24 protein-coding genes, 1 tRNA gene and 1 pseudogene are annotated in these 26,508 nt (G+C 64.6%); 17 read left to right on the top strand and 9 right to left on the bottom strand.

Features of this window, described 5'->3' with window-relative positions:
* Positions 1-34 precede the first annotated feature (34 nt).
* Positions 35-520 (top strand): 8-oxo-dGTP diphosphatase, encoded by a 486-nt coding sequence (locus QFZ30_RS12650; protein ID WP_307076701.1) that lies wholly within the window; start codon positions 35-37, stop codon positions 518-520.
* Between the two features lie 74 nt (positions 521-594).
* Here QFZ30_RS12650 and QFZ30_RS12645 read toward each other — a convergent pair whose 3' ends face one another.
* From QFZ30_RS12645 to QFZ30_RS12620, 6 genes and pseudogenes are all read right to left on the bottom strand, one after another.
* Complete coding sequence (locus QFZ30_RS12645; RefSeq protein WP_307076699.1) at positions 595-1,734, bottom strand: bifunctional 2-methylcitrate synthase/citrate synthase; 1,140 nt, start codon at positions 1,732-1,734, stop codon at positions 595-597.
* Positions 1,735-1,796: 62 nt separating this feature from the next.
* Positions 1,797-2,699: a methylisocitrate lyase gene (gene prpB, locus QFZ30_RS12640; RefSeq protein ID WP_307076698.1), complete on the bottom strand. Its 903-nt coding sequence runs from the start codon at positions 2,697-2,699 to the stop codon at positions 1,797-1,799.
* Positions 2,700-4,220 (bottom strand): MmgE/PrpD family protein, encoded by a 1,521-nt coding sequence (locus QFZ30_RS12635; protein WP_307076696.1) that lies wholly within the window; start codon positions 4,218-4,220, stop codon positions 2,700-2,702. It lies immediately after the preceding gene.
* Positions 4,180-4,870, bottom strand: a pseudogene (locus QFZ30_RS12630) (GntR family transcriptional regulator). Before QFZ30_RS12630 ends, QFZ30_RS12635 begins: the two are co-directional and overlap by 41 nt.
* Positions 4,871-4,986: 116 nt before the next feature.
* Positions 4,987-5,706, bottom strand: a complete 720-nt coding sequence (locus QFZ30_RS12625; protein WP_307076693.1) for a response regulator — start codon at positions 5,704-5,706, stop codon at positions 4,987-4,989.
* Positions 5,703-7,343: a sensor histidine kinase gene (locus tag QFZ30_RS12620; protein WP_307076691.1), complete on the bottom strand. Its 1,641-nt coding sequence runs from the start codon at positions 7,341-7,343 to the stop codon at positions 5,703-5,705. Before QFZ30_RS12620 ends, QFZ30_RS12625 begins: the two co-directional genes overlap by 4 nt.
* Before the next feature lie 141 nt (positions 7,344-7,484).
* On the opposite strand from QFZ30_RS12620, the gene QFZ30_RS12615 reads away from it, so the two are divergent.
* From QFZ30_RS12615 to QFZ30_RS12570, 10 genes are all read left to right on the top strand, one after another.
* Complete coding sequence (locus QFZ30_RS12615; protein WP_307076689.1) at positions 7,485-8,834, top strand: cation:dicarboxylate symporter family transporter; 1,350 nt, start codon at positions 7,485-7,487, stop codon at positions 8,832-8,834.
* Positions 8,835-9,075: 241 nt separating this feature from the next.
* Positions 9,076-9,975, top strand: a complete 900-nt coding sequence (locus QFZ30_RS12610) for a ParA family protein (protein WP_307076687.1) — start codon at positions 9,076-9,078, stop codon at positions 9,973-9,975.
* A 7-nt stretch (positions 9,976-9,982) separates the two neighbouring features.
* Positions 9,983-10,795, top strand: a complete 813-nt coding sequence (locus QFZ30_RS12605; RefSeq protein WP_307076685.1) for a segregation and condensation protein A — start codon at positions 9,983-9,985, stop codon at positions 10,793-10,795.
* The gene (scpB, locus tag QFZ30_RS12600) at positions 10,792-11,454 is read left to right on the top strand and encodes an SMC-Scp complex subunit ScpB (protein WP_307076683.1); all 663 of its coding nucleotides are present in this window, start codon (positions 10,792-10,794) and stop codon (positions 11,452-11,454) included. The genes QFZ30_RS12605 and scpB overlap by 4 nt, the downstream gene beginning before the upstream one ends.
* A 113-nt stretch (positions 11,455-11,567) precedes the next feature.
* Entirely contained in the window at positions 11,568-12,806 is a 1,239-nt protein-coding gene (locus QFZ30_RS12595; protein ID WP_307076681.1) for a pseudouridine synthase, read from the top strand.
* Between the two features lie 3 nt (positions 12,807-12,809).
* Entirely contained in the window at positions 12,810-13,919 is a 1,110-nt protein-coding gene (locus tag QFZ30_RS12590; RefSeq protein WP_307076679.1) for a prephenate dehydrogenase, read from the top strand.
* Positions 13,919-14,632, top strand: a complete 714-nt coding sequence (gene cmk / locus QFZ30_RS12585; protein ID WP_307076677.1) for a (d)CMP kinase — start codon at positions 13,919-13,921, stop codon at positions 14,630-14,632. Before QFZ30_RS12590 ends, cmk begins: the two co-directional genes overlap by 1 nt.
* A gap of 31 nt (positions 14,633-14,663) precedes the next feature.
* Positions 14,664-15,344 (top strand): lysophospholipid acyltransferase family protein, encoded by a 681-nt coding sequence (locus QFZ30_RS12580; protein WP_307080228.1) that lies wholly within the window; start codon positions 14,664-14,666, stop codon positions 15,342-15,344.
* Positions 15,345-15,354: 10 nt separating this feature from the next.
* Positions 15,355-16,905, top strand: a complete 1,551-nt coding sequence (gene der / locus QFZ30_RS12575) for a ribosome biogenesis GTPase Der (protein WP_307076675.1) — start codon at positions 15,355-15,357, stop codon at positions 16,903-16,905.
* Between the two features lie 148 nt (positions 16,906-17,053).
* Positions 17,054-17,130 (top strand) — tRNA-Pro (locus QFZ30_RS12570).
* A gap of 59 nt (positions 17,131-17,189) precedes the next feature.
* Here QFZ30_RS12570 and QFZ30_RS12565 read toward each other — a convergent pair.
* Together QFZ30_RS12565 and QFZ30_RS12560 are read right to left on the bottom strand one after the other, a co-directional pair.
* Entirely contained in the window at positions 17,190-18,059 is an 870-nt protein-coding gene (locus QFZ30_RS12565; RefSeq protein WP_307076673.1) for an Fpg/Nei family DNA glycosylase, read from the bottom strand.
* A 3-nt stretch (positions 18,060-18,062) separates the two neighbouring features.
* Positions 18,063-18,668, bottom strand: a complete 606-nt coding sequence (locus QFZ30_RS12560; protein ID WP_307076671.1) for a hypothetical protein — start codon at positions 18,666-18,668, stop codon at positions 18,063-18,065.
* Positions 18,669-18,786: 118 nt separating this feature from the next.
* Here QFZ30_RS12560 and gcvH point away from each other — a divergent pair, with 118 nt between their 5' ends.
* The 5 genes from gcvH (at position 18,787) to QFZ30_RS12535 (ending at position 21,867) form a co-directional block, all read left to right on the top strand.
* Positions 18,787-19,173, top strand: coding sequence for a glycine cleavage system protein GcvH (gcvH, locus tag QFZ30_RS12555; RefSeq protein WP_307076669.1), 387 nt, complete (start codon positions 18,787-18,789; stop codon positions 19,171-19,173).
* 143 nt (positions 19,174-19,316) lie between these two features.
* The gene (locus tag QFZ30_RS12550; RefSeq protein ID WP_307076665.1) at positions 19,317-19,793 is read left to right on the top strand and encodes an FHA domain-containing protein; all 477 of its coding nucleotides are present in this window, start codon (positions 19,317-19,319) and stop codon (positions 19,791-19,793) included.
* A 23-nt stretch (positions 19,794-19,816) separates the two neighbouring features.
* Positions 19,817-20,533: a transcriptional regulator FtsR gene (gene ftsR, locus QFZ30_RS12545; protein ID WP_307076664.1), complete on the top strand. Its 717-nt coding sequence runs from the start codon at positions 19,817-19,819 to the stop codon at positions 20,531-20,533.
* A complete protein-coding gene (locus tag QFZ30_RS12540; protein ID WP_066285823.1) occupies positions 20,533-21,036 on the top strand; it encodes a bifunctional nuclease family protein in 504 nt (167 codons plus the stop codon). Before ftsR ends, QFZ30_RS12540 begins: the two co-directional genes overlap by 1 nt.
* Positions 21,037-21,270: 234 nt before the next feature.
* On the top strand, positions 21,271-21,867 hold the full coding sequence (locus QFZ30_RS12535; RefSeq protein WP_307076662.1) for a MerR family transcriptional regulator: 597 nt from the start codon (positions 21,271-21,273) through the stop codon (positions 21,865-21,867).
* 103 nt (positions 21,868-21,970) lie between these two features.
* On the opposite strand, the gene QFZ30_RS12530 is transcribed toward QFZ30_RS12535, so the two are convergent.
* Positions 21,971-22,792, bottom strand: coding sequence for a ParA family protein (locus QFZ30_RS12530; protein WP_307076660.1), 822 nt, complete (start codon positions 22,790-22,792; stop codon positions 21,971-21,973).
* A 302-nt stretch (positions 22,793-23,094) separates the two neighbouring features.
* Here QFZ30_RS12530 and QFZ30_RS12525 point away from each other — a divergent pair, with 302 nt between their 5' ends.
* Positions 23,095-26,490, top strand: a complete 3,396-nt coding sequence (locus QFZ30_RS12525) for a pyruvate carboxylase (protein ID WP_307076658.1) — start codon at positions 23,095-23,097, stop codon at positions 26,488-26,490.
* The last annotated feature ends 18 nt before the right edge of the window (positions 26,491-26,508 follow it).

The raw sequence follows: 26,508 nt of genomic DNA, 5'->3' as shown, positions 1-26,508 counted from the left end.
AGGTCGCAGGCGGCCAGGCTATAAGGTTGAGGGCATGACGTTCACCCCGGTCACGCTGTGCTTTCTCACCCGTGAGTCCGCCGGCGTGCCACAGGTCCTGCTGGGCATGAAGAAAACGGGCTTCGGCCGCGGCAAGGTGGTGGGTCTCGGTGGCCATGTTGAGCCGGGCGAGACAGATGAAGAGGCTGCCTGCCGCGAAGTCCACGAGGAAGCCGGCGTGGTGGTCCTTGAACAGGATCTGCGTGACGCCGGGGTGGTGGTGTTCGATTTCCCGGCGCGCCCGGAGTGGAACATGACCACCAGGCTCTTCGTGGCCGCACGCTGGACCGGCGAACCGGCCGAAAGTGCCGAAATCCTGCCGGAATGGTTCGACGTCGGATCCCTGCCCGTGGACAGGATGTGGCAGGACGCGGCCCATTGGCTTCCGTTGGCCCTGGGCGGCTCAGTGCTGCGCCTCACGGTTGTTCTGAACGAGGACAACGAAACTGTCCGGGAAGTCCTGGATTACACAACGCGCTGACGACGACAGGCCGGTCAAGGGCGACCGGCCTGTCGTCGAACCGGTGATGCGGCGGAACCTCAGAACTTGGATCCTTAGGGGACGTGCCGTTCCTCAGCGCCGTTGTATTCGCTCAAGGGACGGATCAGCGAGTTCGAATCAAGCTGCTCCATGATGTGCGCAGTCCAGCCGGTGATGCGGCTGGCGACGAACAGGGGAGTGAACGTTGCCGTGTCGAATCCCATGAGGTGGTACGTGGGGCCTGTGGGGTAGTCGAGGTTCGGCTTGATCCCCTTTGCCTCGTCCATAGCCGATTCCAGGCCGTTGTAGAGCCCCAGGAGTTCCGGCCGGCCGTAGTGGGCGATCATCTTGTCCAGGGCGGCTTTCATGGTGGGCACGCGGGAGTCGCCATGCTTGTACACGCGGTGGCCGAAGCCCATGACCTTCTTCTTCTGCACCAGGGCCTCTTCCATCCAGGTCTTTGCCCGGGCTGCAGCGTCCTCCAGGGACTCCTCCGGCCGGATGCCGATCTCGTCGAAGGTGTGCATCACGGCCTCGTTGGCGCCGCCATGGAGCGCACCCTTGAGCGCGCCGATGGCCCCGGTCACGGCTGAATGCAGGTCGGAGAGCGTTGAGGTAATCACTCGTGCCGTGAACGTCGAGGCGTTGAAGGAGTGCTCGGCATACAAGATCATCGACACGTTGAACGCGTCCACAACCTCAGGTACCTGTTCCTCGCCGAACGTCATCCAGAGGAAGTTGGCGGAGTAATCGAGGTCATCGCGGGGTTCCACCGCCTCCTGGCCGTGACGCCGGCGCTGGTCGTAGGCCACCACGGCCGGCATCGCGGCGAACAGGTCCAACGCCTTGGCCATGTTTGCCTCGCGCGAGGAGTCTTCGGCCAGCTGGTGCCGCGCCCCTATGACGGAGGCCGCGGTCCGGCAGACGTCCATGGGGTGCGAGCCGGTGGGCAGTGCGTCGATCACCTGTTTGACCACCGGATCCAGGGCGCGCCCGGCGCGTTCCCGCTCCATGAACTCCGCGAGCTGCTCTGCCGTGGGGAGCTCGCCGTTCCACAGCAGGTAAGCAACTTCCTCAAAACTGCACCTGGCGGCCAGCTCCTGGACGGGGTAGCCCCGGTACAGCAGCGAGTTGGTGTCGGGGTTGACCTTCGAGACGGCGGTGTAGTCCACCACGACGCCGGCGAGGCCCTTTTTGATGTCCTGTTCAGCCATGCTGAAACTCCTTTGTTCCTGTCGCCTGTTATGCCGGCCTGCGCCGGAAACTGTTTGCGGGGTCACTTGCCGGGTATCTGGAAGTTAAAGATCCCGGTGTCAAAGCGGTTGTAGGCCTCGTAGTCCACGAGGTCATACAAACGCGCACGCGTCAGCATGGTCCCGACCTGTGCCTCCTGGGTTCCGTTGGCCTTGATCGCTTCCAGCGTACGCTCCGCGGCGCCCATGGCACTACGGAGCAGGGTCACCGGATAAATGATCATATTGACCCCGACGCCGGCCAGTTGGTCCACGGTGAACAGCGCGCTTTGGCCGAACTCGGTCATGTTGGCCAGGATCGGCACGTCCACTGCGTTGCGGATGGCCTGGAATTCGGTGAGGTCCTTCATGGCTTCCGGGAAGATGGCGTCAGCTCCGGCCTCCACGAGGGCCTTGGCGCGTTCCTGCGCCGCTTCCAGGCCGTCGGTGGCGCGGATGTCGGTGCGGGCCATGATCAGGAAGTTGGGATCCCTGCGGGCGTCGGCTGCGGCACGGATGCGTTTGGTGGCGGTGTCCAGGTCCACCACGTTCTTGCCGTCGAGGTGACCGCAGCGTTTCGGGTTGAACTGGTCCTCGATGTGCAGGCCGGCCAGGCCGGCGTTTTCAAGTTCCTGGACCGTGCGGGCCACGTTCATCGGCTCACCGAAGCCGGTGTCGGCGTCGACGATGGACGGCAGATCGGTCATCCGGGCGATCTGCCCGGCCCGGGTGGCCACCTCTGTCAGCGTGGTGAGTCCGATGTCCGGCAGTCCGAGGTCGTTGGCGAGCACGGCGCCGGAGATGTAGACCCCGGTGAAGCCTTTCTCTTCGATCAGCCGGGCGGAGAGTGGGTTGAACGCGCCGGGGAACTGCTGGATGGTTCCGGACGCCAGCAGTTCCCGTAACCGGATCCGCTTCTGTTCTGGCGTGGTGGTTGAATACAGCATTTAGAACAGCCCCTGCGGTGCGGCAGCGAAGTCAATGACACCGGATGCCGCCGTGATGTTCAGCTGGTCCAGTTCTCCGGCCGCCAGTTCCGGGAGCCGGGCCGCGGCATCGAGGAACCGCTCAATCTCTTCGTCCGCCACGAGCCCTGCGGCGAGCGTCCGGAATTTGTCCACGTACTGTTCCCGGGCGAACGGCCTGGCGCCGAGCGGGTGGGCGTCCGCCACGGCGATCTCGTCCCTGATGACGGTGCCGTCGGTGAGGGTGATTTCCACGGAGCCGCCGAAAGCTTTTTCGTTGATGTCCAGGGAGTGGTAGCGGCGGGTCCACTCCGGGTCTTCCTCGGTGCTGACTTTGTGCCAGAGGTCTACGGTGTCCGGCCGGGCGGCGCGTTCGGGGGAGTAGGAGTCCACGTGGTGCCAGGACCCGTCCTGCAGTGCGACGGTGAAGATGTAGGGGATGGAGTGGTCCAGGGTTTCCCGGCTGGCTGAGGGGCTGTACTTCTGCGGATCGTTGGCCCCGGAACCGATCACATAGTGCGTATGGTGGCTGGTCCTGATCAGCACGGACTTCACCGTGGCCGGGTCCGTGGCCTCCGGGTGTTCTTTGTTCAGCTTCCGGGCCAGGTCGATCCAGGCCTGCGCCTGGTATTCGGCCGAGTGTTCCTTGGTGTAGGTGTCCAGGATGGCCCGCTTGGCCTCTCCGGCCTCGGGAAGGGGCACGCTGTAGGACGCCTCTGGCCCGTCCAGCAGCCAGGCGATCACGCCGTCTTCGCCCTCGTAGATGGGCACCGGGGAGGTCTGGCCGCGCATCGCCCGGTCCGCGGCCTCGACGGCCATCTTGCCCGCGAACGCCGGGGCATGGGCCTTCCACGTGGAAATCTCACCCTTGCGGGACTGCCGCGTGGCGGTAGTCGTGTGCAGCGCCTGGCCCACGGATTGGAAGATCGTTTCGACGTCGAGGCCCAGCAGCGTGCCGATGCCGGCGGCGGCGGACGGTCCGAGGTGCGCGACGTGGTCGATCTTGTGCTTGTGCAGGCAGATCGCCTTCACCAGGTTGACCTGGATCTCATACCCCGTGGCGATGGCCCGGACCAGATCCCGGCCGTTTGACCCCAGATGCTGGGCAACGGCAAGAATCGGCGGGATGTTGTCCCCCGGGTGGGAGTAGTCGGCTGCCAGGAATGTGTCGTGGTAATCCAGTTCCCGCACCGCCACGCCGTTGGCCCATGCCGCCCATTCGGGGGAGACGCGCTCGCTGATGCCAAAAACCTTGGCGCCCTTCCCCCCGGTGCTGGGGCCATGGCTGAGTGCCTGCGCCCGGGCAGCGACGATCGGCGCACGGTTCAGGGAGGCAATTGCCACCGAGGCGTTGTCGATGATCCGGTTGATCACCATCTCTGTGACGTCAGCGGTGACGTCCACCGGGTCTGCCGCCACCACGGCGATCTTGTGCGCCAACTGGTCCTCCCGGGCCAGGTTTTCATCGCTCTTGTAAACACGGACGTGGTGTTCCTTGACCATGGGGCTCCTTAGTGAGGTGTGTGCGTGGCTTTGACGTGGGAAAGACTGCGGTGCAAGTGGACCGTGGTGGCGGCTTTGGCCAGGCTCGGATTGCGTGCGGCAATTGCTTCGGCGATTGCGGCGTGTTCGGACGCGGCTGCGGTCAGCCGGGACGCGTCATCGGCCGCGAGCCGGCGGATCCGGACCAGGTGGACCCGGAGGCTGCCCATGGCCTGGGCCAGGTAGGAGTTCGAAATCGCCGCATCGATGGCCGCGTCCAGGCGCGCCACCAGCGCGTAGTAGTCGTGCCGGGCTGGATCGTCGCCGTGGATCAGCTCCGGAGCCGCCAGCAATTCGCAGTGCAGTTTCCTGAACTCTTCAGGGTCGCCACGTTCGGCCGCCAGAGCCGCCGCCCGGCGTTCGAGTGTTTCGCGGAGCTCGAACAGTTCGTCGATGTCCTTGAGAGAGATACCGGTGACGACGACGCCGCGGCCTCCTGCCGCCGTCGTGAGCCCTTCGGCGGTCAGCCGGCTAAGCGCCTCCCTCAGCGGCGTGCGCGAAACGCCCAGCCGCTCGGACTGCTCCACCTCTCCGAGAAGGCTGCCGGGAAGAAGCCGCCACTCCACGATGTCGTCACGGAGCGCGGCGTAGGCCCTGTCGCTGGCGCGCATCGTTGCTCCCTTTCATTGGACGTTCCCCTCAGTGTATACATAGCCGGGCGAATGGGCGCTGTTTCTGGGAGAAAACGTGAAATTACGAGTGTTTTGTATACAGTGGCGCCTTGGGCTCACCGGCCGCTCCACCGGTATTCATTCTCGGGCCTGCCCGGCGTGCCATAGCGGGCAGTCCGGGACACGGTTCCGGCGTCGGCCAGATATTCCAGATACCGCCGCGCGGTCACCCGGGACATCCCTAGGGCCTCCGTGACCTCCGTCGCTGAAACGGCTTCCCGGTGTTGCTTCATGTACTCCTGTACGGATTCAAGCGTTGAAGCGGACAGGCCCTTGGGCAGGGGCAGTTCCGACGGCGCCCGCAGGCTCGCGAAGGCCTGGTCCACCTCGCTCTGGGATGCTCCGGTCCTGCCGGAACCGGAGCCAGGTCCAGGGGAGGCCAATTGCTCCCGGAACAGCCGGTAGCTCGTCAGCTTGTCCGCGAAGGTGGCGTACGTGAAGGGCTTGATCAGGTACTGGACCACTCCAATGGCCACAGCGCTCCGGACAATGGCCAGTTCCCGGACGGCCGTGATGGCGATGATGTCCGCGAGTATCCCGGACGCACGCATGCGCCGGGCGATGTCAAGACCGTGGAGATCGGGAAGGTTCATGTCCAGCAGGACAAGTTCCACCGCGTCGCCGGAGGTTGCGAACTCGGTCAGCAGACGGAGTGCCGACTGGCCGTCCGGGGCCGTGCCGGCAAGCATGAATCCCTCAAGCCTGCCCACGTAGGCAGCATGCGCTGCGGACGCCACGGGCTCGTCCTCCACAACGAGGACGCGGATGTCGCTCACTGGTACTGCTCCTCTTTGTCGGTTCCGGGCGCCATTGCTGGCAGGAAGACGTGGAACTGTGCTCCGTCAGTGCCGGTGATGGTCATGGTACCGTCCAGGCGCTGTACAGCCTGCCGCACGAGGGCCAGGCCTACCCCGCGTCCGAAAGCCCCGGACTTTTTGGTGCTGAATCCATGTTTGAAGATATGTTCCACGGCTGCAGGGTCCACGCCCGGGCCGGAATCCCGGACGGTGATGTCCAGGCCCTCGGCGTCGGACTCCACTGTCAGCTCCACCTCCCTGGGTGCCCTGCCGTCCGCCGCGGCGTCAATCGCGTTGTCCAGGAGGTTGCCCAGGATGGTGACGAGGTCCTGTACTGCCAGTCCGGCCACGGAAGCGGATCCCAGCGTGCGCAACGTCAGTTTCACCCCCCGTTCATTGGCTTCCGAAGCCTTGCCCATGATGAGGGCGCTGAGGACAGGCTCGTCAACCGAGCTGATCATCTCGTCGGTGAGCTTCTGGCTGAGCTCAAGATCCTTGGTGGCGAAGTCCAGGGCTTCTCGTGTCCGGCCCAGCTCCAGCAGCGACACCATGGTGTGCAGCCGGTTGGCATGCTCGTGCGTCTGGGCGCGGAGGGCGTCGGAGAGTGTCTTCATGGTCTGAAGTTCACTGCCGAGGGACTCAATTTCCGTCCGGTCACGGAGGGTGGCCACCGTACCGAACACCGCAGGACGGCGGCCGCCGGGCGAGTCCGGACCGAGGGCAGGACCCTGGTTCACCACTACGATCCGGGGTCCTGTCAGATGGATTTCGTCGTGGGCCGTGCGACCCGATTCAAAGAGCTCCTTCAGGCTCTCCGCCAGCGGGAGGTCCGCCAGGGACGGTGGCTGGGACGGATCATCACCGGATCCCCGGGGCTCGAGCCCCAGCAATTCAGCAGCCTGGTCGTTGTACATGACCACCCGTCCTTTGGTGTCGACCAGGATGAGCCCCTCACGGACGGAGTGAAGGACTGATTCGTAGTAAGCAAAGAGCTGAGCCAATTGCTCCGGCCCCCAGCCCCTGGTGACCCTGCGGAGGTAGCGGCCCAGCAGCCATGAAGCCACGGACCCACCCACCAGCAATGCGAGACCGATGGCAAGCAGTGCCGGCAGGCGGCTGGAAAAGGCCACATCAACTGTCCGCACAGTGACACCGGCGGCCACCAGCGCCCTGACATTGCCGCCCGGATCCTTGACCGGCACGATGGTGCGCACCGACGGTCCCAGGGTTCCAGCCGTGACTTCGGTGAACACCTCGCCGCGGAGCGCCGCGTCGATTGAACCGATGTACGGTCTGCCGAGTTCCTCATTTCGGGGATGCGTCCATCGCGTTCGGTCCGGTGCCATGATGGTGACGAAATCGGCCCCGGCCCCCGCCATCACGTCAAGCGCATAGGGCTGCAGCACCGCTGACGGGTCCGGCCCATCCGCCGCTTGCAGCACCAGGGGACTCGCAGCGACGGCGGCGGCCACTCCCGCCATGCGCCGCCCGGCCTCCTCATAGGCGCGGTCCCGGGCATCGGTGAACGTGGCGGTTCCCACGATGGCGGTGAATGCCAGCACAATCAGCAGGTTGGCCACGAACAGCCGGCGGGCGATACTCCAGCGGTGGATCAATTAGTACCTCCCATGACCAATATGAACGCAACGGTGAGCTAAGTCACGGTGTGCCTAATGATGGATATCACACCGGACCGACGCGAAGAGCCCAGAGACTGAGCCGAAGCGTCTACCAAATTATCCATAAGGAGACACATCATGGCTTCTCAACGAGGAGAGTCAGCAGCGCCTGCGAAGGCCGCCCGCAAGGGGCTGGACAAATCCCACTACCTCTACATTGCCGTTATTGCCGCCGTGATCCTGGGCGCTATCGTCGGTCTGCTGTTCCCCGAGGTCGGCAAATCGATGAAGCCGCTCGGCGACGGATTCATCAAGCTCATCAAGATGATGATCGCGCCGATCATCTTCTGCACCATCGTCCTTGGTATTGGCTCCATCGCCAAGGCAGCCACCGTAGGCAAGGTGGGCGGCCTGGCCCTTGGCTACTTTGTTCTTATGTCCACCTTCGCCCTGGGCATCGGCCTTGTGGTCGGCAACCTGATCCACCCGGGTGAGGGTTTGAAGCTGGCGCCGTACGACCCCAATAAGAAGGCCGAAGTAGACAGCACCGTCGCCTTCCTCCTGGGCATTATCCCGGGCGACATTCCAGTCCTGCCCACACTCTTCGCCGCAATCCTCGTAGGCTTCGCCCTCCAGAAGATGGGCGCGCAAGGCGCTCCTGTCCTGAAGGCCATCGGCCACGGCCAGGTACTGGTGTTCAGGATCCTCATCATGATCATGTGGCTTGCTCCGGTTGGCGCCTTCGGTGCCATCGCAGCTGTTGTCGGCGCCACAGGCGTCGCGGCCATCGTCAGCATGTTCACTCTCATGGCAGCCTTCTACATCACCTGCGCCCTCTTCATCGTGGTGATCCTCGGCGGTCTGCTGCAGGTAGTGACCGGCGTGAACATCTTCAAGCTGATGAAGTACCTGGCCCGCGAATACCTCCTCATCTTCTCCACCTCCTCCTCCGAGGCAGCACTGCCCCGTCTGATCGCCAAGATGGAACACCTGGGCGTGTCCAAGCCGGTTGTGGGCGTCACCGTCCCCACGGGTTACTCCTTCAACCTGGACGGCACCGCCATCTACCTGACCATGGCATCGCTGTTCGTGGCCAACGCCATGGGAACCCCGCTGGATCTTGGCGCCCAGGTATCCCTGCTGATCTTCATGATCATCGCCTCGAAGGGTGCCGCCGGTGTCACCGGTGCAGGCCTCGCCACGCTGGCAGCCGGCCTGCAGGCACACAAGCCCGAGCTCCTCGGCGGTGTGGGCATGATCGTCGGGATCGACCGCTTCATGTCTGAAGCCCGCGCTCTGACCAACTTCACGGGCAACGCCGTGGCTACCCTCCTGATCGGAACCTGGGTCAAGGAGATCGACGGCGAACAGGTCACCCGCGTCCTGTCCGGCGAAGAGCCGTTCGACGAGCAGACTATGATCGCAGGCCACCACGAGGTCCACGAGACCCCGGCCCAGCCGGCCCAGCCTGTTCCGGCCAACGCTTAGTCCCTATAAGGCAAGCGCCCAGGCTCCAGGAAAACCGCCCGCACAGGACAACCTGTGCGGGCGGTTTTTCTGCGCGGCGGGCCAACCTTCGACCTCAGGTACAAGGTCAAGGCTCAGTCGCCATCAAATGTCAAGTTCCACAGAATGCCGTGTCGGGCGCTGTAGCCTTGGGTGGAAGAAGCATGGGCGCTGGACATTCAGCGGGCAGAAAATCAACGTCATCGAAAGTGTGGATAGATACGTGAGCAGCGAACAGGGTTCAGCAACTCTGGAAGGCACGGAACTCGACCTGAAAGACGCCGTCATGGGTCCTACAGGACGTCCCCACCGCGATTTTCCGGAGCCCGCGCCGCTGTCCTCCCATGGACCGGCGCGCGTGATTGCCATGGTCAACCAGAAGGGTGGCGTGGGCAAGACCACCTCCACCATCAACCTCGCGGCCGCGCTGGCAGAATACGGCCGCCGGGTGCTGTTGGTGGACTTCGATCCCCAGGGCGCACTGTCCGCCGGGTTCGGCATCAACCCCCATGAACTGGACCTCACCGTCTACAACGTCCTCATGGACCGCAAGGTGGACATCCGCGAAGCCATCCATCACACGGGCGTTGAAAACGTGGACCTGCTGCCGGCAAACATCGATCTTTCCGCCGCGGAAGTACAGCTGGTCAACGAGGTCGCCCGGGAGCAGGTCCTGGACCGGGCGCTCAAGAAGGTGGAGGACGACTACGACATTGTGCTCATCGACTGCCAGCCCTCGCTGGGGCTCCTGACGGTCAACGCCCTGACAGCTGCCCACGGCGTGATCATTCCGCTGATCTGCGAGTTCTTCGCCCTCCGCGCCGTCGCCCTCCTGGTGGAGACCATAGACAAAGTCCAGGACCGGCTGAACCCCCGGCTGCAGGTGGACGGCGTGCTCGCCACCATGTATGACGCCCGGACACTGCACAGCCGCGAAGTCATCACCCGCCTGGTGGAGGCCTTCGGGGACAGGGTATTCGAGACCGTCATCAAGCGTTCCATCAAGTTTGCTGACGCCACGGTGGCCGCCGAACCGATCACCAGCTACGCAGGCAACCACATCGGCGCCGATGCCTACCGCCGGCTGGCAAAAGAGCTGATCTCGCGCGGCGGCGCACCCTAACCAGGCCGTGGCTGAGTCCAAGCCCGGCTTTGAGGTGCGGCTGGCCAACTTCACGGGTCCTTTCGACCTCCTGCTCGGCCTCATCGCCAAGCACCAGCTGGATATCACCGAAGTGGCCATCGCCACGGTCACCGATGAGTTCATCAAGTACATCAGGAAACTCCAGAAGCTCGGCGAGGAGTGGGCGCTGGACGAAGCCAGCGAGTTCCTGGTCATTGCCGCCACCCTTCTTGACCTGAAGGCCGCCCGGTTGCTGCCTGCCGGCGAAGTCGAGGACGATGAGGACATCGCGCTGCTTGAGGCCCGGGATCTCCTGTTCGCCCGCCTGCTCCAGTACAAGGCGTTTAAACACGTCGCCGGCCTCCTGGGTGCCTCCCTTGAACAGGAGGCGCGAAGGTTTCCGCGCCAAGTGGCCCTGGAAGAACATTTTGCTGCGATGCTCCCCGAGCTGGTCTGGAAGCACACGCCGGAGCAGTTCGCCAGGCTGGCGGAAGCCGCGCTGAAGCCGAAAATGCCGAAGCCCACGGAAGTAGGCCTGGGCCACCTGCATGGCAGTGCCGTCAGCGTGAAGGAACAGGCAGAGATCCTGGGCCTCCGGCTCCAGCTGGGCAAGCCGTTGTCCTTCCGCGCCCTGATTGCCGATGCTGAATCCAGCCTGGTGGTGGTGGCCAGGTTCCTTGCGCTGCTGGAGATGTACCGGGACAGGGTGGTGTCCTTTGACCAGCTCTCGCCGCTGGGCGACCTCACCGTGCATTGGACAGCGGAAGGCCATGACTGGTCCACCGAGAATCTGAGCGAAGAATATGAGGAGCAGCCGTGAACGAGGACTTTCCGGAAGCCGCCGCGGACGGGGAACCGGACGTTCGGGACCTTCCGGGCGGGGCCAAGGCCGCCATCGAGGCGGTCCTGATGGTGCTTGACCAGCCGGCCACCGCCACTGAGCTGGCCGCGGGCCTCAACCTGACTGTCGCCGTCGTCGACCAATTGCTCGCGGATCTGCAGCGTGAGTATAACGGCTATACTGTTAAAGCCCCGGACAAGGACGTTGCCAGCGACGCTGGCTTCAGCTCCAGCCCCCGGGGTTTTGAATTGCGGAATATCGCCGGTGGCTGGCGGATCTACTCGCGAACCGATTTTGCCGACGTCGTCGGCAGGTTCGTGTTGGAGGGCCAGACGGCCAGGCTCACGCAGGCGGCGCTGGAAACACTGGCCGTCATCGCGTATCGCCAGCCCGTCTCCAGGGCCAGGGTGTCTGCAATTCGAGGAGTCAACGTTGATTCTGTCGTACGGACACTGACACAGCGCGGGCTCATCGAAGATTCGGGAACCGATCCTGAGTCTGGGGCCATTCTGTACCGGACCACATCGTATTTCCTGGAACGGATGGGAATCGGCTCCGTGGCCGAGCTGCCTCAGCTTTCTCCCCATCTTCCGGGGCTGGAAGGCATCGAGGAGTTCTACGACGCCGGAAGAATGTAGGCGGGGGATTCCCGCCTGCGCACAAGAGTATTCATCAGGGCAGATATATTCTGCACGGCTGGCTAGGGTTGTTCTCGGACAAACTTGCCGGCCAAAATATCGAAGGACGGGTCATGACACAGGCGGGACGCCAGGGTTCACCACGTAACAGTTCGGGGCGTAACAACTCAGAACGCAATTCAACAGAAAGCGGCGCCAGTCGCAATTCAGCACAAGGCGGCGGCAGCCGCGGAGGTGCACAGGGCGGCGGATTCCGCGGCGGTGCCGGCAAGCGTAACGCCGGATTCGGCGGCGGCGACCGCCCCTACAAGGCGCCCAGGCCGCGCGAGGAGCCCTTCGTCGATCCTGACGCAGCCCCTGCTGCGCAGGACGGTCGCGGCGCGTCCGACTGGAAGCCCAACGCCAAGCCATCCTCGCGCAAGCCCGCTGCCCGCAAGCCGGGAGCCAACAAAGCGCCGGGAACTCCCGGCGCCCTCAAGCCCAAGCCGCGCACCGGCAAGCCCGGCGCCGCCGCATCGCGCGCCTTCGGCAGCGAACGCTTCGGCCAGAACCTTGGCCCGGTCCGCAAGCCGTCGCGCAAGCGCGGTCACCGCGGCGACGTCCCGCAGTCTGATCTGCACGACGCCGACGGTGTCCGCCTGCAGAAGGTCATGGCCCAGGCGGGGGTGGCTTCGCGCCGCGTCTGTGAAGAGATGATCGCAGAGGGCCGTGTGGAAGTTGACGGCCAGGTGGTCACCGAGCTTGGTGTCCGCGTTGATCCCGAAACGGCCGTCATCCACGTGGATGGCCTGCGCATCCAGCTCGACGAAAACCTTGTGTACATGGTCTTCAACAAGCCCAAGGGCGTGGTGTCCACCATGGAGGACCCCGACGGCCGCCCCTGCATCAGCGATTTCGTCCGCAGCCACCACGGCGAACGGCTGTTCCACGTGGGCCGGCTGGACGTCGCCACCGAGGGATTGCTGCTGCTGACGAACGACGGCGAACTGGCCAACCGGCTGACGCACCCCTCCTATGAGGTGCCCAAGACGTACCTCGTCCAGGTCCGCGGCCCCTTCCCCCAGGGCGTCGGAGCACAGCTGAAGGCGGGTGTGGAGCTGGAGGACGGCATCGCGTCCGTTGACTCCTTCAAGCTGGTGGACTCCACCCCGGGCCACGTGCTGATCGAAGTGGTCCTGCACTCGGGCAAGAACCGCATTGTCCGGCGCCTGTTTGATGAAGTGGGCTTCCCGGTCCTGCGCCTGGTGCGCGTCAAGGTTGGGCCCATCGGCCTGGGCGACCAGCGCCAGGGCAGCATCCGCAACCTTGGCAAGCAGGAAGTCGGCCACCTGCTGGCATCCGTAGGGCTCTGACGCATGTCCGCATTTCGCACGCACGGCCGCGGACACCTCAACGGTCCCGTGGTTGTGATCGGCGCCGGTCTGCTCGGCGCCAGCATCGGGCTGGGCCTGCGGGGCCGCGGCGTACCCGTGTTCCTGTCTGACCCGTCGCCCACCAACCAGGCCGTCGCCGTCGATATCGGCGCCGGCCTGCCTTTGGGCGAGCTTGGAAACGAGACGCCGGAGCTTGTGGTGGTGGCAGCACCGCCCGACGTGACGGCTGACGTGGTGGCTGGTGCGCTGGCCGACTATCCGGACTCCGTGGTGGTGGACATTGCCAGCGTCAAGGCCGCCATCCTCGCGGAGCTGCGCAGCCGCGGCGTGGACCTTGCCCGATATGTGGGTACGCATCCCATGGCCGGACGCGAGAAGTCCGGGCCCGTCGCGGCCCGCGGCGAGCTGTTCACATCCATGCCGTGGGTGGTTTGCCCAGCCGAGGAAACGTCGGCGGCGGCCACGCAGGCGGCGCGCGCCCTGGCCACTGATCTAGGCGCTGTGGTCTCCGAGTTCACAGCGGAAGAGCACGACGAAGCAGTGGCTTTGGTCTCACACCTGCCCCAGGTGATGTCGTCCCTGACGGCCAGCCGGCTGCAGGGGACACCGCTCCATGCCCTGTCCCTGGCAGGCAACGGGCTGCGGGACACCACCAGGATCGCCGCCAGCGATCCCACCTTGTGGGTCCAGATCCTGGGCGGCAACGCCCGGAAAGTCGTGGACATCCTTTACGGCGTCCGCGAGGACCTCAACCGCCTCATCGGCACACTGGAAGCGCCCGCGGCGCCCGGCGCCAGGCTGGACCTTGCGCAGCTGATCAGCGAAGGCAACGCAGGCCAGGCACGCATTCCCGGCAAGCACGGCGGCCCCCCGCAGGCGTACTCGTGGCTGACAGTGCTGGTTGATGACAAGCCCGGTCAGATCGCGCTGCTCCTCACCGAAATCGGCGAGATCGGCGTGAACGTGGAGGACCTCAGGCTGGACCATTCCTCGGGCCAGAACGTGGGCATGGTGGAGCTTTCCGTCCTGCCGAACAAGCATGACCACCTGATCGAAGCACTCAACGACCGCGGATGGCGGGTATTGCAGTAATGACACAGGAACTCATTGACACGCTGCCTGCGCTACGCGTAGGCAGGCCGCTGGTGGTGGCCATCGACGGCCCATCCGGCTCCGGCAAGTCCAGCGTCAGCAAAGAAGTGGCCCGCAGGCTGCGGCTGGCCTACCTGGACACCGGTGCCATGTACCGGGCGCTGACCTGGTTCTGCGTCACCAGGGGGATTGACCTTCAGGACGCCGCTGCTGTGGAGCAGGCTGCCAGGGACCTGATCCTGGACCTGAGCACCAGCCCGCAGGAGGAATACGTGCGGGTGGATGGGGCCGACGTCACGGAGGCCATCCGGGAACCGGAGATTTCCTCGGCGGTAAGCGCCGTGGCCACCACGCTGGGTGCCCGGACCGAACTCATCCGCCGGCAGCGGGAACTGATTGAAAAGCACCACCGCCGCATGGTGGTGGAAGGCAGGGACATCACCACCGTCGTCGCGCCCGGGGCAGAAGTCCGCATGCTGCTCACGGCTAGCGAAGAAGCACGGCTCCGCCGCCGCGGAATCCAGCTGGGCGGAACCCAGAATGCGGAACAGCTCGCCGCCCAGGTGACCCAGCGGGATGCCAAGGACTCCACGGTGGTCAATTTCACCCAGGCCGCCGACGGCGTCGTCACTCTGGATTCCTCGGAGCTGGACTTCGCTGAGACAGTGGATGCCGCCCTGGTCATTGTCACGAAGGTCCTCAACCGTGACTGACCGCCGCGAAAAGCTTCCCTCCGGTTGGACCATGACCTGGAGCCGGCCCGTGGGCTGGATCCTGGATCACCTGGTGTACCGGACGTCCGTGACTGGCAGGGACAACGTTCCTACCGGTGGTCCTGTGATCTTTGCCGGCAACCACATCAGCTTCCTGGACGGGCCGGTGATGTTCGGCGCTTCGCCACGGCCCATGCACATCCTGGTTAAGAAGGAGATGTTCAGGGGATTCCTTGGGCGGGTGCTCCGGGCCTCGGGGCAGCTCCCCGTGGACCGCTCCGGGGACCGTGCAGCGTTGCTGCTCAGCAAGGACGTGCTCGACGCCGGCCGATGCGTCGGGATCCTCCCGGAAGGTACCCGGGGGAGCGGCCAGGCGACGGACATCAACAACGGAGTGGCCTGGCTGGCGCTGAACTCCGGAGCGCCAGTGGTGCCGGTGGCGATCCTGGGCACCCGGACCGGCAGCGAACACCTCGACACAGTTCCCCAGCCGGGACGGAGGTTCCACGTCAGTTTCGGCAATGCCCTGACGCTCAGCCGCAACCCCGGCGAGACAGGCCGTGCTTCAATGGACAGGGCGGGAATTGAAATCCGCGCAGCGCTGGCAGGGCATGTCCAGGACACCATACAACTCAGTGGGCAGCCTTTGCCCCACGCGGATTCCCGCACCGATTTCACAGCAGTAGCCGGGACGCCGGCAGATGACCACTAAGGAAAGTGCAATGAGCGATACGACTCAAACATCCGGCCATTCCGGCGCCGGCGAAGACGAATACACGCCCACCGGCACGGACCAGGTGGCCGAGCGGCTGGCTGCCCTTGACGATGACGAAGCGGAGCTGCGCGCGGCCTCGCTCCGGGCCGGCCTGGACGACTACGAGCTGGATGAGGACGATGCCGCCCTGCTCAGCGGGGACTACAGCGACGAGGACTTCGACGGTCCGGTCAAGCTGGATCCCGTATTGGCGATCATCGGCCGCCCCAACGTGGGCAAGTCCACTTTGGTGAACCGGATCCTGGGCCGCCGCGAGGCCGTGGTGGAGGACACCCCCGGTGTGACCCGCGACCGCGTGATGTATTCGGCCACCTGGAACGGCCGCAACTTCACGCTGGTGGACACCGGCGGCTGGGAGCATTCGGCCCGCGGAATTCACGCCCGTGTCGCGGAGCAGGCCGAAATGGCCGTGGAGCTGGCCGACGCTGTGCTGTTTGTTGTTGACTCGGCCGTTGGCGCCACCGCCACGGACGAGGGCGTGATGAAGATGCTCCGCAAGAGCAAGAAGCCCGTCATCATGGTGGCCAACAAGGTGGACGACTTCGCCCAGGAAGCTGACTCCGCCACGTTGTGGGGCCTTGGCTTCGGCGAGCCGTACCCTGTTTCCGCGCTGCACGGCCGCGGCGTAGCGGATCTCCTGGACCATGTCATGGACACCCTCCCGGAGTTCTCCACCATCGAGGGCCTGGAGCGCTCCGGCGGACCGCGGCGGATTGCCCTGATCGGCCGGCCCAACGTGGGCAAGTCCTCCCTGCTGAACAAGCTGGCCGGTTCGGAGCGGGTGGTGGTGGACAACGCCGCAGGCACCACTCGTGACCCGGTGGACGAGTTCATTGAACTCGGTGGCCGCACCTGGCGTTTTGTTGACACCGCCGGCATCCGGCGCCGCCAGCATATGGCCCAGGGCGCGGACTATTACGCTTCCCTCCGGACCCAGGCCGCCCTGGAAAAGGCGGAAGTCGCCGTCGTCCTCCTTGCCGTGGATGAGGTGCTGAGCGAACAGGACGTCCGGATCCTGCAGCTGGCCATCGAGTCCGGCCGCGCCATGGTGCTGGCCTTCAACAAGTGGGACCTGCTGGACGACGAACGCCGCACCTACCTGGAGCGTGAAATCGAGCAGGACCTGGCCCACGTGGCCTGGGCACCCCGGGTCAACATTTCGGCGCTGACGGGCTGGCACAAGGACCGGCTGGTGCCCGCCCTGGACCTTGCCCTCGAGAACTGGGACAAGCGCATCCCCACCGGCAGGCTCAACGCTTTCCTGGGCGAGCTCGTGGCTGCCCACCCGCACCCGGTCCGCGGCGGAAAGCAGCCGCGCATCCTTTTCGGAACCCAGGCATCCAGCCGTCCGCCGAAGTTTGTACTGTTCACCACCGGCTTCCTGGACCCCGGTTACCGCCGGTTCATCACCCGCCGCCTTCGTGAGACGTTCGGGTTTGAGGGCACGCCCATCGAGGTCAACATGCGTGTACGCGAAAAGCGCGGCAAGAAGCGTTAATTGGGACACACCAGGCCTGTGACGGTTCGTAATTGTCACTGGCACCCTCCGGAATCGTGTAAGCTTTTGGAGGTGGTACGGCCGGACTGCTGAGTGGAAATCGTTGGACTATCCAGCGATGGCACACAGCGGAGAACGGCGGAACCAGCGGGCTGTAGCGCAGCTTGGTAGCGCACTTGACTGGGGGTCAAGGGGTCGCAGGTTCAAATCCTGTCAGCCCGACCAAAGAGGGCCGCTTTCCGGTGTAAACACTGGGAAGCGGCCCTCTGTCGTTTCGCCGGCTCCTATTTAAGGAACTTTGACGTTCTGCGGTCCGCGAGGATCTTGCCCTTGGTCTGGCAGGTGGGGCAGTACTGCAGGGAAGTGTCCGCGAAGGAGACTTCACGGACGGTGTCGCCGCACACCGGGCAAGCCTGCCCGGTCCGGGCATGGACTCTCATGTGGCTCCGTTTAGCGTCCTTGAGCTCGTTGGGCGGTTTGCCCTGCGCTTCCGTCAGGGCCGTCCCCAGGATGCTGTGGATGGCATCGTAAAGGACCTGCACCGAATCCCGGTCCAGGGACTTGGCTACCGCAAAAGGGGAAATCCTGGCCGCATGCAGGATTTCATCGCTGTATGCGTTCCCGATTCCGGCAATAACGCTCTGGCTCCGCAGGAGGCCCTTGACCTGCTGGGAGCTGGATCCCAGGATCTCCGCGAGTGTGTCGGCGTCGAACTCCCTGCTGAACGGATCCGGACCCAGGGCTGCGATCCCCTGCACCTCCTGCGGGTCACGCACCACGTAGACAGCCAGGCTCTTTTTGGTCCCGGCCTCGGTGAGGTCCATGCCGCGGGCACCCGCGGCCCCGGTAAAGGCCAGCCTCGCCGCAATGTTTCCCTTACCCATCTTGAGCTGGATGTCAGTGGGGGAGTCCGTGAACCGGACCCACCCTGCCCTGGCGAGATGAAAAACGAAGGACAGGCCGTCAGCATCGATGCTCACGAATTTCCCGAAACGGCGCACACCGGTCACCGGCCGGCCAAGGAGGGCCGTGTAGGGCGGGTCCGCGGTCTTCAGCACAGCAAAAGAGACGATCTGGACTTTGCTGAGCACCGTTCCGCGCAGGTGCTCGTCCAGGAAACCTGCCAGGCCTGCGACTTCGGGGAGCTCCGGCATGGCTTACCTGCGGTGGGCCCGGCCGTCGGCGTCGGCTGCGTTGGCGTCGCGGGCTTCCGCTTCGGCGGCCTGTGAGGCAAGCGCCCGCTCCGCGTCCGCTTTCTTGAGGGCCTTCACCTTCTTCCCACGCTGTCGCCAGTTAGTCCACAGGATGAGTCCAACAACAAAAATCGCGACGGCGGCGACGGCGGAAATCTGCGTCCACAGCGGGAACCAGGTGGCCTCGGTGCCCAGGATCCGCTGTCCGTTGTGGGCCGCCGTGGAATTGCTGATCATGATGGCCGCTGTGAGGAGGTTCGGCGTGGCCAGCACCACGGCCAGCAGTATCAGGGCGATCTTCCACGGCCACTTAATTGCTTTGCCCGTGGCCTGCCAGGCGACCATGAGGGGAACAAAAGTGAAGACGAACCCGTAGAACATCCCGACCAGGATTCCGACCCCGAGATTGCCTTGGACCTGGTTACGGATGACATTCGCCCACCAGATCGGCAGGACGGCCGCCAAGGCGAAGTAGGCGATGACGAGGACCAGGATGGCCACCATCATCAGAATGATCCTGGCAGGCCAATTGACCATTTTCCTGACTGTTGCCTGTGCGTGTTCTGTCATGGGTCCCATCATGTCAGAATCCTCCTCGAACGCTCGGGGACTTGTGCCTATACTTTCAGCGGCGGCTTGTTTTCATGGCCCCGTTGACATTGGTGTTTGACCCGATGAAAGGCCCCTGATGAGCAACATTCCCGAAGACCTGTCCTATACGGCCGAGCACGAGTGGGTATCCGCCCCCAACGATGACGGCGTGGTGCGGGTGGGCATCACAGACTTCGCCCAGGACGCACTCGGAGATGTTGTCTACGCACAGATGCCGGAGATCGGCACAAAAATCAAGGCGAACGAAGTTGTGGGCGAAGTGGAGTCCACAAAAAGTGTGAGCGATATCTACGCGCCGGTCAGCGGCGAAGTGGTGGCCCGCAACGATTCCCTGGACACTGACTCGGCGCTGATCAACACCGATCCCTATGGCGACGGCTGGCTGATCGAAGTCAGACTCGCCGAAGCCGACGCCCTGGAGTCACTGCTCAGTGCATCCGAGTACGAACAGCAGGTAGGCTAAAGCTAACCGGTTCATCCGGTCCGGCTCCGGAGCGTCTTCGCACGTCAGTGGCCGGATCAGGACCGGAACCGGATCTGCGAGGCTGGTCCGGTGGGGAAACGGTGATTGCAGGCGTGAGAGCTGCAGCGGAAGAGGAGGATTCCATGGTTGGCCACAAACATAACCCTGCCGACGGTGACTACGGTAAAGGTGCGGCCAAGGCCTCGGAGACCACCTCGATCCATCTCACCCCGGTCACCGATGAGCCCACAATTGCGCCCAAGCTGTCGCGCGACGAGCATTCGTCCGTCGAAGCCCTGCCCGCAGGATCCGCGCTCTTGGTTGCCCACAGCGGCCCGAATGCCGGCGCCCGCTTCCTGCTGGACTCCGACGTCACCACGGCTGGCCGCCATCCCGACGCCGACATCTTCCTGGACGATGTGACTGTCTCCCGCCGTCACGTCGAGTTCCGCCGTACGGCACGCAGCTTCGAGGTGGTGGACACTGGCAGCCTCAACGGCACGTACGTCAACCATGATCGGGTGGACAGCGTTGAACTGCGGTCCGGGAGCGAAGTCCAGATCGGCAAATTCCGACTCACCTTCTACCTGAGCCCTGCCCGCGCTGCAGGCCGCGACTGATCCCGGGACAGTTGCCTGTGGCAATGGCACAACCGGAACGCCGTGGACCCCAGGTCCTGAATATCGGGGAAGTCCTCGCACAGCTGAGCGGCGACTTTCCAGGGATGACTGCGTCAAAAATCAGGTTCCTTGAGGAAAAGGGACTGATTAATCCGCGCCGCACTCCGGCCGGCTACCGGCAATATTCCGACGGCGACGTCGAGCGCCTCCGTTTTGTCCTGGCGCTGCAGCGGGATCAGTACCTTCCCCTGAAAGTCATCAAGGACTACCTTGATGCGATCGACCGGGGAGAGCGCCCCGAGAACCTGCCGCCCGGCGTCGTTGTTTCGCCACGCATCGTTTCGGACGAACTGGCGGCGGAGCTTCAAAACCGCGGGCGGAAGCTGACCGAAGAGCAGCTCCGGACCGAATCCGGGGCAAGCGTGCCACTGCTCCAGTCGCTGCTGAGCTTCGGGTTGATCAGCCACAGCAACGGCACGTTTGATGAGCATGCCCTGCAGGTGGCCCGTGCGTGCGTGCAGTTGGAAAGCCATGGCCTGGAACCGCGGCACTTCCGTCCGTTCCAGGCAGCCGCGGAACGTGAGTTCGGACTCGTGGAGCGGGCGGTTGCACCCCTGGCTTCGCGGAAAGATTCGGCGTCCCAGGCGCGGGCGGCGGAAGCGGCCCGCGAAATCAGCGACCTCTGCCTCACACTGCACCGGGCCCTGGTGCAGGACCACATCTCACGCATGGACATCTGATGATCGAAGTAGAGATCGTAGGCGTTCGGATCGAACTGCCGTCGAACCAGCCTCTGGTCCTCCTCCGCGAGATCCACGGCGAACGTCACGTGCCCATCTGGATCGGCACGCCGGAGGCCAGCGCCATCGCCCTGGCGCAACAGGGGGTTGTGCCTCCGCGGCCCATGACCCACGACCTCCTCGTGGACGTTGTGGAATCCCTGGGACACTCAGTCGTCAGCGTAAACATCGTGGCGGTGGAAGACAACATCTTCTACGGTCAGCTGCAGTTCGAGAACGGAACCACCGTAAGTTCACGGGCCTCCGATGCCCTGGCCATCGCGCTGCGGGCAAAATGCCGCATCTGGTGTGCTGATTCGGTCATGGATGAAGCGGGTGTCCGGATCACGGAGCACGACGAGGGCGAAGACACCGAGCCGGGGCCCACCGTGGACGAGGAGCGCGAACTTCGCCGCTTCCGCGAGTTCCTGGACGACGTGGAGCCGGAGGATTTCGACGGCTGAGGTCACGTTAAGGTTAAAGTTGAGGCTGAAACTTTCGACACGCCTATCCAAAGCGCCGTAGATCTTTGACCTTGGGACCCTGCAGGCCTAACGTCGAAGGTATCAAGCTCCCATTGCTTACGGCAGCCGCGCAGGTCACACTGTAAAGTGCGACCCGCGAAATTACATGCATGGACTTCATGCCTGCACCGGCTGCTGCAGATTTCCCGGGAGCTTAAGACAAGGAGGATCCAGGTGAGTCCCAAAGGCGAAGCAGGCGAGCTGAAACAGCCCACATCGGCTGGTGTTGCTGTGTCCGCAAGCGGTGCCCAGGGCCTCCTGTTTACCGAAGACCTTCCTGTCCTGGACGAGGACGCGGGCTACCGCGGACCCACGGCCTGCAAGGCAGCCGGCATCACCTACCGCCAGCTGGACTACTGGGCACGGACAGGCCTGGTTGAACCTGCCGTCCGCGGTGCAGCCGGGTCGGGTTCACAGCGGCTCTACGGCTTCCGGGACATCCTGGTCCTCAAGGTGGTGAAACGCCTCCTGGATACTGGAGTGTCGCTCCAGCAGATCCGCTCCGCAGTGGAGCACCTGCGTGAACGCGGTGTTGAGGACCTGGCACAGATCACCCTCATGAGCGACGGCGCCAGCGTTTACGAGTGCACCTCCGCGGATGAAGTCATCGACCTCGTCCAGGGCGGCCAGGGCGTCTTCGGCATCGCGGTGGGCCGTGTCTGGCGTGAAGTGGAAGGCAGTCTGGCGTCACTTCCCAGCGAGCACGCTACAGACCATTCCTTTCCCGACGACGAGCTGAGTAAGCGGCGCGCTGCACGCAAGATCGGCTGACTCTGCCGCGGCGGTTCCGGCATGGCGGTCAGCGCCAAACACGCCTGAGGCCACCTTCCTTCCGGACGGTGGCCTCAGGCGTGTTTGGCGCTGACCCATGCAGCTAGCGCGGGCTGCGGCTCCGCAGCCCGCTGCCGACGGCCAGGAGGTTTTCCAAGAGGCTGTCGAACAGGGCGGCGGCCGATTTAGCGGAGTCTCCGGGCCAATGGTGCACGGGGTGGGCGGCGCCCTGGATCTGTTGCCAGTTCGCCTGTTCCGGGATCCGGGGGCTCAACAGGAGTTCGCCAAACATCGATTCCATCTCGGCCAGCCTGTACGTGTGCTCGGAGGAGCCGCTGCGGACGCGGTTGGCCACAATGCCTGCCGGCGTGAGATTTGGCGCGAATTCCTGCCTGAAGAGCTGGATGGCCCGCATGGTCCGTTCGGTTCCTGCCACGGAAAACAGCCCCGGTTCGGCGACGAGTGCCACCTTGTCGCTGGCAGACCATGCCATCCTTGTCAGGCCGTTGAGGGAGGGAGGGCAGTCAACCAGGACGAGTTCATAGTTTTCGGCGCCTGCCAGCACGGATGACAGCCTGCGGAGATCGCGGCGGCCAAGATCGGGGCGGTCATAGATTCCGGTGTAGGCCGAACCCACGGCAACGTCAAGGACCGCCGGCCCGGAACCATTCGAATGCACGCGGGCGGTCCAGCTGCTGCCCACCACGTTGTCCGCGAGCCTGGCCCTGCGCGGGCTCTTGAGCATCCGGCCGATATCAAGGTGGTCGCCGGGCTGCACGCCGAGGGCTGTGGTTGCGTCCGCGTGGGGATCCAGATCCACCACCAGTGTGGGGATGCCGGCGGCAAGCGCCGCAGACGCCAATCCTGTGGTGACGGAAGTCTTGCCGACTCCGCCCTTGAGGCTGCTGATGCTGACTACTTGCACTTGAAAGACCAAAACCTAACGCCGGCTGCCGTGTTGGGGGTAGTGTTTGCTCCGGCAGTGCCGGAGCCGGGCGGCTCCTGCCGCCTTACTCATCATATGTTGATGCGCCGGGGAATCCTGCTTTATTGGGCGTCGGCATGGCACTGCGGATGATATGTGCGGCCGATTCCGTCGGTCCGGGTGCAAGCACGCGTGACATGACGGATATTCTGTGACAGTCGCCACAATGATTTGTGTTTGTACGCGCGGGTCTTAGACACTGTGACCACTTACCGATACACCCGCGATGAAGCAGGAGAAGTATGTTTTCCAAGATTCTGGTGGCCAACCGCGGCGAAATCGCGATCAGGGCCTTCCGCGCCAGTTACGAGCTGGGTGCCAAGACCGTTGCTGTTTTCCCTAACGAGGACCGAAACTCGATCCACCGTCAGAAGGCCGACGAGGCGTATCTGATCGGCGAGGAGGGGCACCCTGTCCGGGCCTACCTTGATGTGGCCGAGGTGGTGCGTGTTGCCAAGGAGTCCGGCGCGGACGCCATCTACCCCGGTTACGGTTTCCTCTCCGAAAACCCGGACCTGGCACGGGCCGCCAAGGACGCAGGCATCACCTTCGTCGGTCCGCCGGCCGAGGTGCTCGAACTCGCAGGCAACAAGGTTTCGGCCCTGGAAGCCGCCCGGCAGGCCGGCGTTCCGGTCCTGAATTCGAGTGCGCCGTCCAAGGACCTGGACGAGCTCATTGCCGCGGCTGACGTGATCGGCTTCCCCATCTTTGCGAAGGCCGTTGCCGGCGGTGGCGGACGCGGTATGCGCCGTGTGGACACCCGTGAAGCCCTGCCGGAAGCGCTGCAGTCCGCCATGCGCGAAGCAGATGCGGCGTTTGGCGACCCCACCATGTTCCTGGAGCAGGCCGTCCTCCGCCCGAGGCACATCGAGGTCCAGATCCTGGCAGATGCCGAAGGCAACGTCATCCACCTGTTCGAGCGCGACTGTTCCATCCAGCGGCGCCACCAGAAGGTCGTCGAGATCGCGCCCGCCCCCAACCTGGACGAGGGCATCCGTCAGGCCCTTTACCGTGATGCGGTCAAGTTCGCCAAAGCCCTGAACTACGTCAATGCCGGAACGGTCGAGTTCCTGGTGGACACGGTTGGCGAACGGGCCGGCCAGCACGTGTTCATCGAGATGAACCCCCGCATCCAGGTGGAGCACACCGTCACCGAAGAAGTCACAGATGTTGACCTGGTGCAGGCCCAGCTGCGGATCGCCTCCGGCGAGACCCTGGCGGACCTGGGCCTCTCCCAGGAGACGGTCCAGCTCAAGGGAGCGGCGCTGCAGTGCCGCATCACCACCGAGGACCCGGCCAACGGCTTCCGGCCCGACGTCGGGAAGATCACCGGTTACCGCTCGGCCGGCGGTGCCGGCGTAAGGCTCGACGGCGGAACCGTCTACTCGGGTGCCGAAATCAGCCCGCACTTCGATTCCATGCTGGTGAAGCTGACTTGCCGCGGCCGCGACTACCCGGCTGCCGTGGCCCGGGCCCGCCGTGCCCTCGCCGAATTCCGCATCCGCGGGGTATCCACCAACATCTCCTTCCTGCAGGCCGTACTGGACGATGCCGGCTTCATCGCCGGCGACGTCGCAACCTCCTTCATCGACGAGCGCCCCGAACTCCTGAAGGCCCGCGTCTCCGCTGACCGTGGCACCAAGCTGCTCACCTGGCTGGCTGAAGTCACGGTGAACAAGCCCAACGGCGAGCTCACCGTCCATTCGGATCCGGCAGCCAAGCTGCCTGCCGTTGCGGAAAAGAAACCTGCTCCAGGGTCCCGCCAGCGCCTCCTTGAGCTTGGACCGGAGGCGTTCGCCCAGGCCCTGCGCGATCAGACCGCAGTGGCTGTCACGGACACCACATTCCGCGACGCCCACCAGTCACTTTTGGCCACCAGGGTCCGCACCCGCGACCTCGTGGCTGCCGGTCCCGCGGTCTCAGCACTGCTGCCGGAACTTCTCTCCGTCGAAGCCTGGGGCGGGGCCACGTACGACGTTGCGCTGCGCTTCCTGGGTGAGGACCCCTGGGACCGCCTTGCCGCCCTGCGGAAAGCGCTGCCGAATGTCTGCCTGCAGATGCTGCTCCGTGGCCGCAACACCGTGGGCTACACGCCGTACCCCGAGGAGGTCACGGAGGCCTTCGTCACCGAAGCCGCCGCGACGGGAATCGACATTTTCCGTATTTTCGACGCGCTCAACGATGTCAACCAGATGGCTCCTGCCATCCGCGCCGTCCGCGCTACCGGTACGGCAGTAGCAGAAGTGGCGTTGTGCTACACCGGCGACTTGCTGGATCCGGATGAGAAGCTCTATACGCTGGACTACTACCTTGGACTGGCGCAGAAGATCGTGGACGCCGGCGCCCACATCCTGGCCATCAAGGACATGGCGGGCCTGCTCCGCCCGGCGGCAGCCGCCAGGCTTGTCGCTGCACTCCGGGAGCGGTTCGACCTTCCGGTCCACCTCCACACCCACGACACCGCAGGCGGCCAGCTGGCCACCCTGCTGGCTGCCGTGGATGCCGGCGTGGACGCCGTGGACGTTGCCTCGGCGTCGCTGGCCGGAACTACCAGCCAGCCGTCAGCCTCCGCCCTTGTGGCGGCGCTGGCCCACACCCCGCGGGACACCGGCCTCAGCCTGGCCGCCGTCAGTTCCCTGGAGCCGTACTGGGAGGCCGTGCGGCGCGTCTACGCGCCGTTCGAGTCAGGGCTGCCGGGACCCACAGGCCGCGTCTACCAGCACGAGATTCCGGGTGGCCAGCTGTCCAACCTGCGCCAGCAGGCCATGGCGCTGGGCCTGGGCGAACGCTTCGAGGCCATCGAGGACATGTACACCGCGGCTGACCGCATTCTTGGCCGCCTGGTGAAGGTCACCCCGTCCTCCAAGGTGGTGGGTGATCTCGCCCTGCACCTCGTGGGACTCAACGCCGACCCCGCTGATTTCAACGAGAACCCGCAGAACTACGACATCCCCGATTCCGTCATCGGCTTCCTGTCCGGCGAACTGGGTGATCCTCCGGGAGGCTGGCCTGAACCGTTCCGGACGAAGGCGCTCCAGGGCCGCAGCATCAAGGTCCGCGACGTTGAGCTCAGCACTGAGGACAGCGCCGCGCTCAAGAGCGACTCCAGGACCCGCCAGCGCACCCTGAACCGCCTGCTCTTCGACGGCCCCACCAAGGACTACCTCAAGAGTGTGGAAACGTACGGGAACATCTCGGTGCTGGACACGCGGGACTACCTGTACGGCTTGCAGCGAGGGGAAGAGCACGAGATTCAGCTGGAGAAGGGTGTCCGCCTGATTGCTTCCCTGGAAGCTGTCTCGGAGCCCGATGAAAAGGGCATGCGCACCGTCATGTGCACGCTGAACGGGCAGTCCCGGCCGGTAGTGGTCCGGGACCGTTCGGTGGTCAGCAACGTCAAGGCAGCGGAGAAGGCCGATCCTGCCCAGCAGGGGCATGTGGCCGCTCCGTTTGCCGGCGCCGTCACCGTCACCGTCAAAGCCGGCGACACCGTCAATACGGGAGATACCGTGGCCACCATCGAGGCGATGAAGATGGAGGCCTCCATCACGACGCCGGTAGCCGGCAAGGTCTCCCGGCTCGCCATTTCAGCGGTGGAACAGGTCCAGGGCGGAGACCTGCTCCTGGTGGTCGAATAGAACCGGATACGGCCATGC

It is taken from the genome of Arthrobacter pascens (assembly GCF_030815585.1).
GTDB classification, from domain to species: Bacteria; Actinomycetota; Actinomycetes; order Actinomycetales; family Micrococcaceae; genus Arthrobacter; species Arthrobacter pascens_A.
The sequence above is the reverse complement of the archived record's forward strand: the minus strand, read 5'-3'. Positions and strand labels throughout refer to the sequence as shown.

What these genes read in the sequence shown, in the direction of transcription:
- QFZ30_RS12565 (WP_307076673.1), bottom strand. Translation starts at nt 18,059, where the DNA reads ATGCCGGAGCTCCCCGAAGTCGCAGGCCTGGCAGGTTTCCTGGACGAG.
- QFZ30_RS12635 (WP_307076696.1), bottom strand. Translation starts at nt 4,220, where the DNA reads ATGGTCAAGGAACACCACGTCCGTGTTTACAAGAGCGATGAAAACCTG.
- cmk (WP_307076677.1), top strand. Translation starts at nt 13,919, where the DNA reads ATGACACAGGAACTCATTGACACGCTGCCTGCGCTACGCGTAGGCAGG.
- QFZ30_RS12590 (WP_307076679.1), top strand. Translation starts at nt 12,810, where the DNA reads ATGTCCGCATTTCGCACGCACGGCCGCGGACACCTCAACGGTCCCGTG.
- QFZ30_RS12560 (WP_307076671.1), bottom strand. Translation starts at nt 18,668, where the DNA reads ATGACAGAACACGCACAGGCAACAGTCAGGAAAATGGTCAATTGGCCT.
- QFZ30_RS12650 (WP_307076701.1), top strand. Translation starts at nt 35, where the DNA reads ATGACGTTCACCCCGGTCACGCTGTGCTTTCTCACCCGTGAGTCCGCC.
- der (WP_307076675.1), top strand. Translation starts at nt 15,355, where the DNA reads ATGAGCGATACGACTCAAACATCCGGCCATTCCGGCGCCGGCGAAGAC.
- ftsR (WP_307076664.1), top strand. Translation starts at nt 19,817, where the DNA reads ATGGCACAACCGGAACGCCGTGGACCCCAGGTCCTGAATATCGGGGAA.
- QFZ30_RS12580 (WP_307080228.1), top strand. Translation starts at nt 14,664, where the DNA reads ATGACCTGGAGCCGGCCCGTGGGCTGGATCCTGGATCACCTGGTGTAC.
- QFZ30_RS12525 (WP_307076658.1), top strand. Translation starts at nt 23,095, where the DNA reads ATGTTTTCCAAGATTCTGGTGGCCAACCGCGGCGAAATCGCGATCAGG.
- QFZ30_RS12595 (WP_307076681.1), top strand. Translation starts at nt 11,568, where the DNA reads ATGACACAGGCGGGACGCCAGGGTTCACCACGTAACAGTTCGGGGCGT.
- QFZ30_RS12550 (WP_307076665.1), top strand. Translation starts at nt 19,317, where the DNA reads ATGGTTGGCCACAAACATAACCCTGCCGACGGTGACTACGGTAAAGGT.
- QFZ30_RS12615 (WP_307076689.1), top strand. Translation starts at nt 7,485, where the DNA reads ATGGCTTCTCAACGAGGAGAGTCAGCAGCGCCTGCGAAGGCCGCCCGC.
- QFZ30_RS12540 (WP_066285823.1), top strand. Translation starts at nt 20,533, where the DNA reads ATGATCGAAGTAGAGATCGTAGGCGTTCGGATCGAACTGCCGTCGAAC.
- prpB (WP_307076698.1), bottom strand. Translation starts at nt 2,699, where the DNA reads ATGCTGTATTCAACCACCACGCCAGAACAGAAGCGGATCCGGTTACGG.
- QFZ30_RS12645 (WP_307076699.1), bottom strand. Translation starts at nt 1,734, where the DNA reads ATGGCTGAACAGGACATCAAAAAGGGCCTCGCCGGCGTCGTGGTGGAC.
- gcvH (WP_307076669.1), top strand. Translation starts at nt 18,787, where the DNA reads ATGAGCAACATTCCCGAAGACCTGTCCTATACGGCCGAGCACGAGTGG.